Source organism: Geothrix sp. 21YS21S-2 (assembly GCF_030846775.1).
Classification (GTDB): Bacteria; Acidobacteriota; Holophagae; order Holophagales; family Holophagaceae; genus Mesoterricola.
This window is the reverse complement of sequence record NZ_CP132910.1, coordinates 699,798-716,282: the sequence shown is the minus strand read 5'-3', so window position 1 is coordinate 716,282 and position 16,485 is coordinate 699,798. Positions and strand designations below refer to the sequence as shown.

The 16,485-nt window shown below is 69.8% G+C and carries 10 protein-coding genes; 5 read left to right on the top strand and 5 right to left on the bottom strand.

Annotated elements, in window-relative coordinates:
- Positions 1 to 149 precede the first annotated feature (149 nt).
- The 3 genes from RAH40_RS03220 to RAH40_RS03210 all read left to right on the top strand — a co-directional run bounded on the left by RAH40_RS03220 (position 150) and on the right by RAH40_RS03210 (position 5,382).
- Positions 150 to 2,318, top strand: a complete 2,169-nt coding sequence (locus RAH40_RS03220; protein ID WP_306600637.1) for an Rne/Rng family ribonuclease — start codon at positions 150 to 152, stop codon at positions 2,316 to 2,318.
- A gap of 87 nt (positions 2,319 to 2,405) precedes the next feature.
- Positions 2,406 to 3,077, top strand: coding sequence for a ZIP family metal transporter (locus tag RAH40_RS03215; RefSeq protein ID WP_306600636.1), 672 nt, complete (start codon positions 2,406 to 2,408; stop codon positions 3,075 to 3,077).
- Positions 3,067 to 5,382 carry an LPS-assembly protein LptD gene (locus RAH40_RS03210; protein WP_306600635.1) on the top strand — a complete coding sequence of 772 codons (2,316 nt, stop codon included), beginning with the start codon at positions 3,067 to 3,069 and terminating at the stop codon, positions 5,380 to 5,382. Before RAH40_RS03215 ends, RAH40_RS03210 begins: the two co-directional genes overlap by 11 nt.
- Before the next feature lie 148 nt (positions 5,383 to 5,530).
- Here RAH40_RS03210 and RAH40_RS03205 read toward each other — a convergent pair whose 3' ends face one another.
- From RAH40_RS03205 to mnmA, 5 genes are all read right to left on the bottom strand, one after another.
- Positions 5,531 to 5,986: a cache domain-containing protein gene (locus RAH40_RS03205; protein WP_306600634.1), complete on the bottom strand. Its 456-nt coding sequence runs from the start codon at positions 5,984 to 5,986 to the stop codon at positions 5,531 to 5,533.
- Positions 5,987 to 6,052: 66 nt separating this feature from the next.
- Positions 6,053 to 7,396: a diguanylate cyclase gene (locus tag RAH40_RS03200; RefSeq protein WP_306600633.1), complete on the bottom strand. Its 1,344-nt coding sequence runs from the start codon at positions 7,394 to 7,396 to the stop codon at positions 6,053 to 6,055.
- Positions 7,397 to 7,418: 22 nt separating this feature from the next.
- The gene (gene trxB / locus RAH40_RS03195) at positions 7,419 to 8,393 is read right to left on the bottom strand and encodes a thioredoxin-disulfide reductase (protein ID WP_373432561.1); all 975 of its coding nucleotides are present in this window, start codon (positions 8,391 to 8,393) and stop codon (positions 7,419 to 7,421) included.
- Between the two features lie 31 nt (positions 8,394 to 8,424).
- Complete coding sequence (locus RAH40_RS03190; RefSeq protein WP_306600631.1) at positions 8,425 to 10,911, bottom strand: two-component regulator propeller domain-containing protein; 2,487 nt, start codon at positions 10,909 to 10,911, stop codon at positions 8,425 to 8,427.
- Between the two features lie 62 nt (positions 10,912 to 10,973).
- Positions 10,974 to 12,065 carry a tRNA 2-thiouridine(34) synthase MnmA gene (mnmA, locus tag RAH40_RS03185; RefSeq protein WP_373432560.1) on the bottom strand — a complete coding sequence of 364 codons (1,092 nt, stop codon included), beginning with the start codon at positions 12,063 to 12,065 and terminating at the stop codon, positions 10,974 to 10,976.
- 199 nt (positions 12,066 to 12,264) lie between these two features.
- On the opposite strand from mnmA, the gene RAH40_RS03180 reads away from it, so the two are divergent.
- Complete coding sequence (locus tag RAH40_RS03180) at positions 12,265 to 14,478, top strand: LptF/LptG family permease (protein WP_306600629.1); 2,214 nt, start codon at positions 12,265 to 12,267, stop codon at positions 14,476 to 14,478.
- A 42-nt stretch (positions 14,479 to 14,520) separates the two neighbouring features.
- Positions 14,521 to 16,458, top strand: coding sequence for an LTA synthase family protein (locus tag RAH40_RS03175; RefSeq protein ID WP_306600628.1), 1,938 nt, complete (start codon positions 14,521 to 14,523; stop codon positions 16,456 to 16,458).
- Positions 16,459 to 16,485 lie beyond the last annotated feature (27 nt).

Here is a 16,485-nt window from a genome sequence, read left to right as displayed (position 1 = left end):
CCCATCCCAATCGAACCATTCTCAGAACCCCATCCACAACCCAATCGTGAAGACCTCCTGCCCCTGAACGGCCGAGGGTCTATTCCAAGGAGATCGTTTTGCCCAGAAAAACAATGCTTATCAATGCCACGGACTCGGAGGAGATCCGTGTGGCCACCCTCGTGGACGGCGTGCTGTCGGACTTCGACATCGAGTTCGTCCACAACGAGAAGATCAAGGGAAACATCTACAAGGCCAAGGTCGTGCGCGTGGACCAGAGCCTCCAGGCCGCCTTCATCCACTACGGCGGCCAGAAGAACGGCTTCCTGCCCATCGGCGAGCTGCCCAAGGACCTGGTGAGCCCCGACGGCCGCCGGGGCCGCATCCAGGACCTGCTGAACCGGGACCAGGAGATCATGGTCCAGGCCGTGCGCGAGGAACTGGGCTCCAAGGGCGCCATGATGACCGCCCAGATCTCCCTGCCGGGCCGCTACCTGGTCCTCACCCCGGGCAACCCCACCAACGGCATCAGCCGCAAGATCGAGAGCCGGGAGGAGCGCGAGCACTTCAAGAAGCTCATCGACGAGCTGGAGATCCCCCGCAGCTTCGGCGTCATCGTGCGCACCGCCAGCCTCGGGGTCACCAAGGAGGACTTCCAGCGCGACCTGGACTACCTCCTGGACACCTACAAGGAGGTCCAGAACCGCTACAAGCACCGCCAGGGCGCCGGGCTCGTGTGGCAGGAGGACGACGTCGTCACCCGCACCCTGCGCGACGCGTTCACCAAGGACATCGAGGAAGTGCACATCGACGACCTGGAGACCTTCCACGCCGCCCAGGGCTTCTTCAAGCGCACCATGCCCCAGCACCTGGGGGTCCTGAAGCACTACATCGGCAAGAAGCCCCTCTTCAGCAAGTTCTCCACGGAAGAGCAGATCGACCGCGTCTATGGGCGCAAGGTGCCCCTGCCTTCCGGCGGCGCGCTGGCCATCGACCAGACCGAGGCCCTCGTGGCCATCGACGTGAACTCCGGCAAGACCACCGGCGACAACGTCGAGGACATGGCCTTCAAGACCAACATGGAGGCCGCCGAGGAGGCCGCCCGCCAGCTCCGCCTGCGCGACCTCGCCGGCCTGGTGGTGATCGACTTCATCGACATGAAGCGCGAGGGCAACAACCGGGCCGTCATGGAACGCCTGGTCGAATGCCTGGAAGAGGACAAGGCCCGCATGGAAGTGGGCAAGATCAACCGCTTCGGCGTGCTGGTCATGACCCGCCAGCGCCTGCGCCCCTCCCTGCAGCACGTCACCCACGAGGCCTGCCCCACCTGCCAGGGCACCGGCAAGGTCAAGAGCATCGAGGCCCTGGTGCTGTCCGTGGTGCGCCGCATCAAGGCGATCCTCAGCCGGGACGCCATCGCCGAGATCCGCGTCAAGCTCATGCCTTCCATCGCGCTGGCCGTGCTGAACCAGAAGCGCAAGGACCTCTCCGCGCTGGAGGACATGCACGACTCCAAGATCATCATCGTGGCCGACCCCGAGATCCCCTTCGGGGAGATGGCCGCGGAGATCGAGCGCGCCGAAGAGGAGCCCGCCGAGAAGGTGGCCGCCCGCAACGAGCGCCCCCGCGACCTGGACGAGGAGACCGTCGTCCTGGGCGGCGACAGCCCCATTTCCTTCGACAAGGCGCTGGGTGGCGACGACGCCCCCAAGAAGCCCGCCCGCGCCCCCCGCAACGAGCCCCGCCGCGAGCCCGAGGCCGCGCCCGCCCCGGTGGCCGCCGCCACCCACGCGGAGATCAAGTACGACCGCCGCGACGCGCAGCGGGCCGCCCTGGAGGAGCGCGAGCGCCTGCGCGCCCTCTTCGAGGCCGCCAAGCCCCTGGACGAGGAGGATGGTGCCCCCGCCGCCGAACCCGTGGAGGAGGAGAAGGCCCCCGCCGGCCGCCGCCGCTCCCGCGGAGGCCGCAAGCCCGCCGCCGCCGCGCCCGAGGCCGCCGTGGAAGCCCCGCAGACCGCCGTGGCCGTCGAGGAGCCCGTGGCCGTGCCCGAACCCGAGCCCGCCCCCCTGCTCCTGACCGCCGACCTGCTGGCCGACCTCCTCACCCCGGCCCCCCGGATGAAGTTCAAGTCCAAGCCGGAACCCGAGCCCGAGGCTCCCGCTCCCGCCAAGAAGGGCCGTCCCGCCAAGGCCAAGGCCCCCAAGGCCGAGCCCAAGGCCGAGGAACCCGCCGTCGCCATCAAGGCGGACACCAAGCCCGCCAAGCGCGCTCCCAAGCCCAAGCCCGCCCCCGAGCCCGAGGCCCCCGTCGCTCCCAAGCCCCGTGCCCGCAAGAAATGATCGTGAGGTAACGCCCTGACGCCCTTCGACCATCTCTACTGGCTGGCCCCGATCGCCGCCCTGGCCACCCTCCTCGGAGGGTGGCTGGTGGTGCGTTTCCTCCAGGGCCGGGCCAGCCTCATGCGCCACATGTCCGGCGTGGCGGCCGGCTACCTCATGTCCGTCACCCTGGTGCGGGTCATGCCCGAGGCCGTCGAGCAGGGCGGCGAAGCCATGGCCCTGTGGGCCGTGGCGGGCTTCTTCCTGATCCACCTGCTCGAGCACGGCATCAGTCCCCACTTCCACTACGGCGAGGAATCCCATACGCACTCCGGCTCGGCCATGACGGGCGTCATCGCCCTGGTGGGCCTGAGCCTGCACAGCTTCATGGACGGCATGTCCATCACCGCCGCCATGCGCACCCACAGCGGCCTGGGCCTGATGGTGTTCACGGGCGTGCTCCTCCACCGCATCCCCGAAGGGGCCACGATCTCCTCCATCTTCCTGGTGAGGGGCTTCGGCAACCGGAAGTCCATCATCGCCGCGGGCATCCTGGCCATGGCGGCCCTGGTGGGTTCCATGAGCCAGGAGTTCCTGCACATCAAGCTGGGACCGGTGCTGGGTCTGACCGGGGGCCTCGGCCTCTACGTGGCCTGCTCGGACCTTCTGCCCGAAGCCCAGAAGGAGAAGGGCTGGAAGAGCACCGCGAGCCTCCTGGTGGGGATCCTCATCTTTCTGGTAGTGCTGGGTCTGGCGCCGCATCACCACCATGGCGCGTGAGCGGCGGATCCGCATAGGCCTTGTGGCGGCCCTGGGGCTGGGTCCCCTGGCCGCCCAACTGCCGCCCCTTCCGCCCCTGGGGCCCGACTGGCAGGCCCCCACCCCCGGCGAGCTCCTCCCCCTGCGTCCCCAGGAGTCCGTGGAATCCAGGGAAGGGGCCGTGCCCCTGCGCTACTGGGGCAAGGACGTGAAGGAGACCCCCGGCGGCTGGGAGATGGACGACGGCGCCGTGGCCAGCCCCGACCTGCTCCTGCTGGCCGACCACATCAAGTACAGCACCCTCACCGGGGAGATCGAGGCCGAGGGGCGCATCCGCCTGGAAGGGCCCGGGCTGCGCCTGCGCTGCGCCCGGCTCCGCATGGACTGGAAGCACCAGGTGGGCGAGGCCTGGGCCCTGGACATGGAGCTCCCCCCCAGCTGGTACCTGAAGTCGGACAAGGTGGCCTTCACCACCCTCAAGCACTGGGACTTCGAGAAGGTCGAACTCAGCCCCTGCCCCCAGGAGAAGCCCGGCTGGAAGGCCCTGGTGTCCCGGCTCACCGTGGACCTGGACAAGTACGCCACCATCCGCAACCTCTGGATCTGGGTGGGCAACGTCCCGACCTTCTACTACCTGCCCTGGGCCATCTACCCCGCCAAGGCCGAGCGCACCTCGGGCCTGCTGCCCATCTCCCTCTCCTTCTCGGGCCCCATGGGCGCCTCGACCCAGGTGCCCTACTACCAGGTGCTGGGTGACTCGGCGGACGTGACGGTGTCCCCGGAGTACTTCACCCGGCAGGGCACCCTGTGGGGTGGCGAGGCCCGCTGGAACCCCGAACCCACCCACCAGGGCTCCTTTGCCGGGCAGTTCATCAAGCAGAAGACCGACGACATCCACCGGTACCGGTTCTCCCTGAAGGAGATCTGGCAACGGGAAGATGGCTGGCAGCTCGCAGCCGACGTCAACCGGGCCTCCGACGCCCTCCTGGAGACCGACTACGGCCAGGGCATGGCCCGCCTGGGCGGCACTCCCTTCGACAGCGCCCTGTACCTGGGCCGGAACTTCCCCTGGGCCAGCTTCTCCTTCAACGCCTCCGAGCAGCTGACCTACTTCACGTCCGACTCCTCCTCGCCCCTCTATAACCCCAACTTCCCCAATTCCCTCCGCCGCCAGGTGCTGCCCAGCGTCCAGGGCTCCCTGTACCCCGTGCCCCTGGGTTCCTTCTACCTGGACGCCGGCGTGCGGCTGGGACGCATGACCTACAAGCTGGACATCCTCCCCACCGGCACCGGCGCCGTCCCCAACGACACCTACGCCTGGCGCAGGGACGACGGCTTCCTGCGCCTCCAGGGCCGGGTGGGGCAGTGGGGGCCCCTGCGGGCGGACCTCGAGACCCTTGGGCGCTACTCCCGCTACTCGCAGTCCCTGGGGCGGTCCCTGTTCGACACCGCCAACGTCGCCAACGGGAACCTGGCCATCACCACCAGCCCCTTCCAGGTGGACGCCCCCTCCGTGGACCGGGTCCTGGGCTCCGCCCGGCTTCAGCTCTCCGGCCCTCCCATCGGACGATCCTTCACGGACGTGCGCCTGTTCGGGTACAAGGGCGAGATCAAGCACGTCATGAATCCCTATTTCGCCTTCCTCACCACCAGCAAGGCGTCGGCCGAGGGCCGCATCCCCCACTTCGACGACGTGGACTCCCAGCCCGGGGTGGGCAACAGCGCGGCCGGGGAGCGGAGCCTGGAACTGGGCGTGAAGCAGCACTTCCTGGGCCGCCCCGGCATCAACGTGCCGTTCCTGGACCTGGTGCGCTGGCGCATCTCCTCCAGGTTCCACATGGCCCCGATCCTCCTCAACGACGGCCGGGTGAAGAAGGGCTGGGCCACCCTGGACAACGAGCTGGACGTGGAGCCCGACGAGACCCTGCGCATCAGCTTCCGCCGCAGCAGCGACGTGTCCGACAGCGACGCGGACCAGTCCCTTTCGGCGGACTACAAGGCCGGCGACGGGACGCGTTTCAACCTGGCCTACTACTCCACCGGGATCAACCGCCTCCTGGTCCGCCAGAAGGGCATCCAACTGGGCGGCCTGAAGCGCCTGTGGAACGACGACGTGCGCCTGGAGTTCCAGGCCAACTACGACTTCAAGCGCCGCGCCTTCGCCGGCAGCCAGGTGGCCCTGGCCTACGTGACGCCCTGCGTGGCCTACTCGCTCCGCTTCTCCCACATCGGCATCACCGTGCCGGGTTCGCTGACGAAGGAGGACCGGCTGGACGTGGTGGTCACGCTGCGCAGCCTGGGGGATCTGGGCAAGTACACGTTCTAGAGGATCCCGCTCCCGCTCCTTCCTCGGCCACCTCGGCGATGCATCCTGTTTCAAGCCCCTGCGGCGCAGAGGATCTTCGCGCCGAAGTCGTCATGAAAAGAAAGGTATCGCCGAGGCGGCCGAGGGGCCGAGGTTCGCCGGGGAAAGATCAGGGTTTATAGATTCCGCAGCACACCATCACATCCTCGTACACCTCGAAGTAGGTGCTCTTCTGCTCGATCTTCCCGCTGACGGGGTTGGCGAACTTGTAGTCCACCCAGCCCGAGTTCTTCGTCTTTGCCAGTTCCACCAGGTCCCTCATGTAGAACTTCCCGTCCACGTCCTTCACCACCAGCCGGTTGGTGCCGACGATTTCAGCCTTGAAGCCGTTGGCCCGGGCGATCCCCTTCCTGTCGATGATCAGCAGGTACAGATCGCTTCCCGATCCCACATGGAATACGCCGTTGGACTGGTTCGTCTGCTGGATCAGCTTGTCCATGCCGTTCTTCTGGGCGTAGACGATGGCTCGCCTGACGACGTTCTCCGCCTGGGCGGCCGTGTGGCCTTGGGCGTTGGCGATCAGGCAGGGCAGGCCGGCCAGGACCATCAAGGTTCGGTTCCGCATGGGGCCTCCTCGTTTGGGGAACCCAACATAGACCCGATGAGGCGGAAGTGCACCTGATATTCCTGCCTACTGATTGCTCATGACTTCGACCCGGTTTCGGCCCTTGTGTTTGGCCAGATACAGCGCTTCGTCCACCCGAAGGAAAAGGCGACCGGAATCCTCGCCGTCCGGCGCGCCCACGCCGAAGCTCATGGTCGGGAACACCGTCTGGCCGGATTCCACCTTCAGGGGCGCGGCCTCGATGCGCTCGCGGATCTTTTCCGCCACCTCGGTGCCGGCGCGCAGGCTCGTCTCCATGAGCAGGATGGCGAACTCCTCGCCCCCGATGCGGAAGGCCAGGTCGCTGCGGCGCAGGCTGGAGCGGATGCGCTGGCCCACGGCCTTGAGGACCGCGTCCCCCACCAGGTGCCCGAAGCGGTCGTTGGTGAGCTTGAAGTAGTCCAGGTCCCCCAGGATGAGGACGAAGGGCCGGCGGTTGCGCTCCCACTGGCTCACGGCGTGCTCCAGGTGCTGGCTGAAGGCGCGCCGGTTCAGGAGCTCGGTGAGGGGATCGGTGAGGACCTCGCTGCGCAGGGTGCAGGCCTCCCGCTCCAGGGCGCCGCGGCGCTCGGCCATGTCCTGGAGCTGGTGCTGGTATTCCAGCTTGAGGCGCTTGAGGTGGGTCCATTCCAGCGCGCAACGGCAGCCGTGGAGCAGGAGGGGCACGGACAGGGGCAGGGGGACCCAGTCGCGCGCCCCGGCGTCGAGCAGCCTGCACTGGGTGGCTTCGGGCACCTTGCCGCCCACCAGGATGACGCTGGGGGCCTGCGCGGCGCCGTCCAGGGTCCGGAGGACCTCCAGGGCCTGCTCCCCCGAGGCATCCACCCCCAGGAACAGGATGGGGGGCCGGAGCGCGGCGAGGGCGGGCTCGAGGTCCTGGCGCGCGCAGGTGCGCAGGTCGAGGCCGATGGCGGCCACCGCTTCCCGCATCCTGCCGGCGGTTTCCGGGCGGATCCCCATGGCCAGGGCGGGGACGGGGTCGCCCCCGTCGCGGGCGGCGGTCCCGTCCAGGAGCGGGCCGAGGGTCTTCTGGAGCCGGTGCACGCCGCTGTCCACTTCCACGAAGCCGTCGCCGTCCACCGCCGCCAGCGCATCGCGTTCGGCCTGGGTGGGCAGGTGGTCCACCACCAGCAGGACCGGCAGGTGCCGGAACAGCATCCGGGACTCCCCCCGCAGGAGGCTGCAGAGCCGGTACCCGTCCATGGGATCCGCCTCGGCATCCACCAGGACCAGACGGGCCCGGTTCCAGGCCTCCAGGGCCAGGGCCTCCAGCGGATCCTCGACCCGCTCCACCGAATGCCCGGTCCCGCCGAAGGCCGTACGCAGCGCTTCGACCAGTCCGTGGTGTCGTGTGATGGCTAGGAGGTCCATGGGGTTGGGTGTTCGATGCCTTTCACTCGGCCAGGCCGTTCTCCGACAGCCAGCGCTCCGCGTCGATGGCGGCCATGCAGCCCGAGCCCGCGGCCGTGACGGCCTGGCGGTACTGGTGGTCCTGGACGTCGCCGCAGGCGAAGACGCCCGCGACGGAGGTGCGGGTGGAACCGGCCTCCACGTCCAGGTAGCCCGCCTCGTTCATGGGCAGCTGCCCGGCGAAGAGGCTGGTGTTGGGCTGGTGCCCGATGGCCACGAAGAGGCCCTCCACGGGCAGGTCCTCCAGGGCCCCGGTCACGGTGTCCTTGAGCTTGAGGACGGCGATCTTGGGGATCAGCTCGCCGGTGGGCAGGGCCTGGTCCTTCGTGACGATGTCCTCCACGACCGCGTTCCACTTGAAGGCGATCTTCTCGTTGCGCATGGCCCGCTCCTGCATGGCCTTGGAGGCCCGCAGCTTGTCCCGGCGGTGGATGAGCGTGACCTTGGAGGCGAACTTCGTGAGGAAGGTGGCCTCCTCGAGGGCGGTGTCGCCGCCGCCCACCACGGCGATCTCCTTGCCGCGGAAGAAGAAGCCGTCGCAGGTGGCGCACGCGGAAACCCCGCCGCCGGTGCGGCTGAGCTCCTCGTCCTTGCGGATGCCCATCCACTTGGCGGAGGCGCCCGTGGCGATGACCAGGGCGTCGCAGGTGTACGCCCCCTGGTCCGTGGTGAGCTTTTTCGGGCTCGCGGAAAGGTCGGCCTTGAGCACCGTCTCGGCCTTGATCACCGTGCCGAACCGCTCGGCCTGCCCGCGCATCTCGTCCATGAGCGCCGGGCCCATGACGCCTTCGCGAAAGCCCGGGTAGTTCTCCACCTCCGTGGTGATCGTGAGCTGGCCGCCGGGCTGGGCCCCCTCGAAGACCAGGGGGGCCAGGTTGGCCCGGGACGCATAGATGGCCGCCGTGTAGCCGGCGGGGCCCGTACCGATGATGATGATCTTGTGATGGGACACGCGCAGCTCCGCAAAGGGTCGTGAAGGTACCAGTCTATCAGGCCCTGTCGCGCTTCTGGAGGAAGTCCGGAAACAGCTCGGAGGCGCATTCGGGGCAGATGCCGTGCGAGAAGCCGACCTCCGCGTGGCTGGAAAGATACTGCTCCAGCTGGTTCCAGTAGCCCCGGTCGTCGCGGATCTTCTTGCAGTGGGCGCAGATGGGGAGGAGGCCGGACAGCTGCTTGACATTGCCCAGGGCCTCGCTCAGCTCGACGTTGCGCTGCCTCAGTTCCCGGGTGCGCATGGCCACCAGGTCCTCCAGAGCTGCGCTGCGGCGGCGCAGGGCGGCGCCACGCACGCGGCCCACGCCCGCCAGGGCCAGCGTCCCCGTGAGCAGAGCCAGGCCATAGGCCCAGCCCGTCCTCCACCAGGGCGGCGTCACCCGGAAATCCACGCCCGCCGGGGGGCCGAAGGGCCCCTGGGCCAGGGCGGCCCTCACCTCGAACCGGTAGCGCCCCCCGCGCAGGGCGGGAAAGTGCACCCGCCGCCCCTCCAGGTCCCGCCAGGCGTCCTCCAGCCCCAGGAGCCGCGCCTGGAACCGCACGTCCAGCTCGTTGAGGTACCAGGGCGCGGCAACCTGGAAATCCACCGTCGCCTTGTCGTAGGGCAGGGGATCCACCTGGCCGAAAGGGGGCTCCAGGACGCGGTTGCCGTAGGCCAGCTGCATCACGAAGGCCCGGGGCGCCTCCATGGGGGCCGAGGCCCCGGTGCTGTCGAAGCGCATGAGGCCGCCCGACGTGCCCACCCACACGACGCCCTTTTCCACCAGGAGCGCGCTGATCGAACAGTCCTCATTGACCATCCCGTCCCGTCGGCCCACGTGCAGGGCCGGTTCCACCCGGTCCAGGCCCTTGTCGGTGGACACCCAGATCCGCCCGCGCTCGTCCCGGCGCACCCCGTAGACCATGTTGCTGGGCAGGCCCCAACCCTTCGTGCGCCGCTCCAGCACCTGGATGGCGCCGTCCGCGGGACGCACGCGGGCGATTCCCATGGGCTCCTCGTAGTGGATCCATGCGGTGCCGTCGGGAAGCAGGGCCATGCCCCGCACCCGGGAGCCGGCGTTGCCGGCATGGAAGGTCCAGGCGCCGCCGTTCGGCCTTTGCAGCAGCCCCCCGTCGCAGCCGGCCCAGAGCCCGCCCCGGTCGTCCTCATGGATCTCGTAGACCCCCAGCTGATCGCTCCCCGTGAAGGCCCGGGGCACGTCCTCCACGAGCCTGCCGGCCCTGGCGTCGTAGCGGAGCAGGCCCTGGCGCACCCCGCCGACCCACACGATGCCGCGGCTGTCCTCGAAGACGCTGTTGGCGCCGATGCCCAGGTCGCCCAGGGGCGCCACTTCGGCACGGGTCCGCCCGGACCGCAGCCAGAGCGTGGGTCCCCGGGTGTTGACCATCCAGAGCGTGCCGGCGCGGTCGATCGCCATGCCTTTGATGCGCGTGCCCTCCGTGCCGGGGATCGCGGCCGGGCCGGAGGCCTCCATGCGCACCGCCCCGTTGTCGGTGGCGGCGATCATGCGCCCCTGGCTGTCCCGCACGAGGAACCACACCACTTCGCCCGAATCCCCCCGCGTGAGGGGATGGTTCAGGACCCGCCCCCGGCCCAGCATGTGGGCCAGGCCCGGCCCCATCACCCAGAGGGCCCCCTCCCGGTCCCGGAACAGGCCCCTGACCCAGCGGAAGGGCAGGCCCCGCGCGGTGTCCAGGAGCTCGCCGTCGAGCTGCTGGGCCCCGTTCTGGGTGGGGATCCACACCGAGCCGTCCCGGTCGAGGAAGGGTTGCCCGTTGGGGGAGATGCTCGCCTTCAGGCGGCTGGACTCGTCATGGAACCGCGGGTCCTCCGGCCCTTTCATCATCAGCGACGCGCCGCCGCCGGCCCAGACCCGCCCCTTGCCGTCCTCGGCCACCAGCAGGGGCCCCTTGGGCGGCAGCCCTTGGGCGGGGCCCCAGTTCGCCATGGAGCCGTCCTCCCCGAACACCTGGATGCCGTGCTGGCCCGCCACGTAGACCGCTCCCGAGCGCGGGCCCGCCATCAGCCCATAGACGTTGTCCGGCGTCGCCCAGGGCACGGTCTCGAAGGCCAGCCCCTCCTTCTGCCGGATCAGGCCCTTGAAGGTGTAGGCCCAGAGGCGCCCCCGGCGGTCCAGGGCCAGTTCCGCGACGGAGTGGGCGTAGGGCTGGCCATCGAGGGTGATCTTCTCGAAGCGCCCGTTCCTGAAGCGCACCAGTCCACGGAGGGTGCCCACCCAGATGCCGCCGCCGGGGCACGCCAGGAGCTTGCCCACCGAGGCCGAGGGCAGCCCGTCCTCGGCGCTCCACTGGCGGCTCTGACCGCCGTCGTAGCGGAGCAGCCCGTTCTCCGAGCCCATCCACAGGAACCCGTCCTGGTCCTGGGCCATGCACACGACGGCACCCGAGGACAGGCCCTGGTCCGTCCCCAGCATGACGAAGGGACGCCGCCCGGGCTCCATGGGACCAGCGGATGCCGTCACGGCGCCGGCCCAAGCCAGAAGAACGACCCCTGCCCGAAGAATGCCCGCCATGAAGGGCATTATCACATGGCTTGCGGCTCGATCCAGCCTCCACCCGCCACTTCGTCCGCCACATAGAAGACCGCCGCCTGCCCCGGGGCGATGGCGCGCTGGGGCTCAAGGAACCGGACCCGGGCCCGCCCGCCCCCCAGGGGATGGACCACCGCCTCGGCCTCTTTTCCCCGTGACCGGATTCGCACCCGGCAGGCCAGGGATCCGGCCGGGGCCTCGCCGCACCAGGACACCTCCCTGACCGTGAACCCGGTCTCCAGGAGCCGGTCCTCCTCCCCCACCCACACCGTGTCGGTGGCGGGATCCACCCGGACCACGAACAGCGGCGCGGCGAAGGCGACCCCGATCCCCTTGCGCTGGCCCACCGTGAACCGCCAGGTGCCTCCGTGGGTGCCCAGGACCCGCCCGTCCAGGTGCCGGATGGGGCCGTCCCCCGAACGTGCCGGAGCCAGCCCCTCCTCCTCGATGTAGCGGTCGTAGCGCTCGGGAATGAAACAGATCTCCTGGCTCTCGGCCTTTTCCGCCAGGTGGAGGTCCAGGTCCCGGGCCAGCTGGCGCACCTCGACCTTGGCGAAGCCCGCCAGGGGGAACAGGGTGCGCGCCAGGGTGGCCTGGTCGTGGGTGAACAGGAAGTAGCTCTGGTCCTTGAGCGGGTCCGAGGCCTTCAGGAGGTGGTAGCCCCAGCCGTCCCGGGTGATCCGCGCGTAGTGCCCCGTGGCCACGAAGGCGCAGTCCAGGTCCGAGGCCGCGTCCAGCAGCGCACGGAACTTGAGGTGCTGATTGCACCGGATGCAAGGGCTGGGGGTTTCACCCGCCAGATAGCCCTGCACGAAAGGGTCGATGACGGTCGCCTTGAAGGGCCCTTCCAGGTCCAGCACGTAGTGGGGAAACCCCGTCTGGAAGGCCACCCGCCTGGCGTCCTGAAAATCATCGAGGGTGCAGCACTTGCCCTCCGTCTCGGGCCGGGTGCCGCCCCGGGTCTTGTCGAAGAGCTGCATGGACACGCCCACCACGTCGAAGCCCGCCCGGTGGAGCAGGGCCGCCATCACGGAACTGTCGATGCCGCCCGACATGGCAGCCAGCACCCGGTCGCCCTCCTTCAGGCCCGGATGGGCCCGGATGCAGGCAAGAGCATGGTCCAGCAGAAGGGAAGACTCGCCACCCACGGGGAAGACCCCCTTTCGAACCCCATTGTAGTTGAATTCCAGGGTCAGGTTTCCGCCCGCCGCGGACGGGAACCCCTTCCCTCGGCGGCGGCCGTCGCGGAGAATAGGGGAATCCTTTAGGATTTGGAAACTTCAAGTGCCGTCCACCCTCACCCGCTATCTCCTCCGCCGCTGGCTCGCCCCCTTCCTGGGGGCGCTTCTTTTTTATGGCCTGTTGCTCATTTCCTGGGAGACGGTCGCGCTCTCCAGGGAGATCTTCGCCCAGGGCGCCGCCCTGCGATGGATGGTCCCCCTCCTGCTCCTGTCCCTGCCCGAGACCTTGGGCATGGTGCTCCCCATGGCGGCGGTGCTGGGCGGGCTCCTGGGCACCCAGCAGCTGATGGAGGGTTCCGAGCTGGTGGCGGCCCAGGGGCTCGGGGCGGGGCGCCGCACCTGGCTCGTGCCGTGGGCCATCCTGGGCGCCGGCCTCCTGACGCTGGCCTCCCTGAACGCCCACCTCCTGGTGCCCGGGGCCGCCGGGCTGCAGCGGACCCTCCGCCACCGGATGGCCGAGGAGGCCCTCGCGAAATTCCTGCGGCCGGGCAGCCCCCCGTGGCATCCTCCCGGGTCCCCGGACTCCGCCTTCTGGTTGTCCGGGACCGGCCAGTTCCACCTCATGGAGGCCACGGCCGCCGGCGTCCGGCACCTGACCGCCTCCCGGGTGGCCTACACCCTGGGGAACACGCCCGCCGGCCAGGTGGAGGTCCAGTTGCACCTGGAGGACCTGCGGGGTGCCAGCTATCCCGGTTCCGGCGGCGGCCCGGTCCACCTGAAGGAAGCGCATCACCTCCAGCGGCTCGTGGTGCCCTCCGGTCCACGCATCCTGGCCCCCCTGGCCATGCGCTACGCGCCGTCCGGGGCCCTGGTGCGGGTCTGGCGGGACCCCCGGGCGCCCACCTCCCAGCGCCGGGAATCGGCCGTCGAGCTCACCAGGCGCCTGACCCTTCCCCTGGCGGGGATCGCCCTGCTGCTTCTGGGCATCGGCCTGGGCTTCGGCCATGCGCGCTTCTACCGCGGAGGCGCCCTCGTCAAGAGCCTGGGCGTGATCCTGGTCTACTACTTCCTGATGAAATCCCTGGAGAACCTGGTGCTGGACGGCAAGCTTCCCGCCCTGGGCCCCACGCTCCTCCTGCCCTTCCTCTTCCTGGGGGCCGGCTGGTTCTTCCTCAACCGGCGGCTGTCCCCCCACCGGACCCGCCGGGGTCCCGGCGTCCTCCTCGACCGGCTGGGGAAACGCCTGCGCCTGGCCCCGCTCCAGGCCCGGCTGGCCAAGGCCCGGACGGCCCTGGCCCAGTGGGTCCACCGCCAGGGCAACCGCCGGGGCGTCCTCCGCCACTGGGCCACCCTGGCCTGGTGGCGCAGCTGGGGCATGACCATGGGCAGCCTCCTGGTGCTGGACCTGCTGGTGGAGTTCTCCAGCCTCGCGGGCGATCTCACCCGGAACCACATCCGCCTGGCGGACTTCCTCCTCTACTGGGTGTGGGACCTGCCCCCCTTCCTCGAGGTGGCGCTCCCCGTGTCCTTTCTGCTGGGCACCCTGCTGGTGCTGTCGGAGGGCGGCCTCACCCGCGAATGGCTGGCCATCCGGGCCGGCGGCGTAAGCCTGGTCCAGTGGCTCTGGGCAAGCCGCTACGCCTGGGGTGCCGTGGCCCTGGCCACCTTCCTGCTGCAGGCCGGCCTGGCTCCCCCGGCGCGCACCCGGGCACGGAGCCTGTACCACCAGATCCTCCGGCGCCCGCCGCCCCAGGGCGACACCTCCCCCTGGATGTACCTGGGATCCACGGGCGTCCTGTGGCACCTCTCCCCGGAAGCCCGGTGGGGCTTCCCCCTGAAGCCCCCCTTCGAAGCGCCCGTCCTGCTCCGCTGGAAGCCCGGGCAGGAGCGGGTGGACGCCCTCCCCTGGGGCGGGATGGCCCTGGTGCCCGGCCCCCCCGCCCTCACCCTGTTCCCGGACCGGGCGCTGCTGAAGGCTCCCTCCGCCTCCGAAGCGGCCACCCGGGACCTGGTCGAGTGGCAGCGGTGGGCGCCCGATCCCGAGCGGGCCTACCTCCTGTGGAACCGCCTTCTGGGTTGGGTTTCGGGCCCCCTGCTGGTTATGGCCATGCTCTCCTACGCCCTTCCGGGACCCCGCCAGGGGCGCGGCCAAGCCATCGGTGCCGGCCTGGTGGGCGGGTTGCTGTTCCTGGGGCTCCAGACCCTCTTCGGCGGCGCCGCCCGGGCCTCCGAACTTCCTGCGGCCTGGGGCTTCCTGGCGCCCTGCCTCCTTCTCGCGGGGTTCGGGCTGATGCGGCTCTCCCGGCTCCGGACCTGAACACCCTCCACCCCAACAGACTGGCCTTTTCTGGACATCATGATGCACTCCGCCCCCTCCGCACCGCCCACCCTCCTCCAGACCGCGGGCTCCCGCCTCCGCCCCGCGCTGCTCCTGGCCGGGCTCTACCTGGGCCTGGGCCTGGCGTCCCGGCTGGCCCTGTGGGCCTGCTTCGGCCGCGAGGCCGGCGTGGGGCTGTCCGCCCTGCTTTGGATCCTGCCCGCCGGAGGCGCGGCCGACGCGGTGCAGACGCTCTACTTCCTGCTCCCCCTGGTCCTGTACCTCGGGCTGAAGCCCGGCCCCGCCTCCGGGCGGAACGGGCTGCCGCACCTGGCGACCTTCCTGTGCGTCCTGGGCTGGCTCGTGCTCGCGGGGTGCGAGTACTTCTTCTTCGAGGAATTCAACGCCCGCTTCAACCTGGTGTCGGTGAACTACCTCATGTACCCCACGGAGGTGGCCGGGGACATCTGGACGGAATACCCGGTGGTCAAGCTCATCCTGGCCTCCGCCCTGATCGGGGGGTTGGCGGCCTGGTGGTTCCGCGCCGCCTGGGCTTCGGCCCTGGCCGCGCCCGTGGACTTCCGGGCCCGGAGCCGGGTCCTGGCGGTCTACGCCCTCCTCCTGGCCGCCGCCATCCTCTGGGTACCCGCAAACCTCCTGGGCAGGTCCCACAACCGCGTCGCCAATGAACTGGCGGCCAACGGACCCTCCAGCTTCTTCCGGGCCCTGCGCACCAGCGAGATCGACTACCACGCCTACTACGCCACCCGGCCCCCGGCCGAGAACCTCGCGCAGCTCAAGGCGCAGCTGGCCCCCGGAGGCGGCACCTTCACCCGCCTCGCCGAGGGCCGCCTGGACCGCCAGTTCCCGGCCCGCCCCGGAGGCCTGGGCAGGCTGAACGTCGTCCTCATCTCCAGCGAGTCCTTCGGGGCGGAGTTCAGCCGCCTCTACGGCTCGGAACGGGACTGGACGCCCCAGTTCGACCAGTTCGCCAAGAAGGGCCTCTGGTTCCGCCACGTGTACGCCACGGGCACCCGCACCGTCCGGGGCCTGGAAGCCATCACCAACTCCCTGCCGCCCGTGCCCACGGAGGCCATCCTCCGGCGGCCAGGCCACGGGTCCATGGCCACCCTGGGCTCCGTGCTGCGGGGCCTCGGCTACCGGTCGACCTTCATGTATGGAGGCTACGGCTACTTCGACAACATGAACGACTTCTTCTCCAGCAACGGCTACGAGGTGCTGGACCGCACCAACCTGAAGACCACGCCCCGCTTCGAGAACATCTGGGGCGTATCCGACGAGGACCTCTTCGACATGGCCCTGGCCCATGCGGACACGTTGGCGACCGCGAAGGCCCCCTTCTTCCTCCACATCATGAACACCTCGAACCACAAGCCCTTCACCTTCCGGCCCGGGCTCGAAGCCATCGGCGTGAAGGCCAGCAAGGGCGGCCGGGAATCCGGGGTGCGGTACGCGGACTACGCCCAGGGCCAGTTCCTGCGGCAAGCGGAGCGCCATGCCTGGTTCCGGGACACCCTGTTCATCGTCATCGCCGACCACGGGGCGCGGGTGTACGGCCGCCAGGAGATCCCCCTGCGCACCTACGAGATCCCCCTGATGCTCTACTCCCCCGCCCACCTGGCCCCGGGGCGCTCGGACGGGCTCATGTCCCAGATGGATCTTGCGCCGACCCTCATGGGCCTCCTGGGCCTTCCCTACACGGCCCCATGGTTCGGGCAGGACGTCCTCCATACTCCGGAGGCGGGCCGGGTGATGCTCTTCAACCACAACGATCAGGTGGCCCTGATGAAGGACGGGGTGGTGACGACCCTGGGGCTGCACGGAGGGAAGGTTTCGAAAAGCTACGATCCCGCCTCGGACGCCTACCGGCCCCTGCCGGCGGGGGTCAACCTGGATGCGCTGGCGATCGCGTACTACCAGACGGCGTACGAACTCTTCACCGCACGCAAGCTGGACTAAGACATCCCCCGGCAGAGCCGGGGGGTT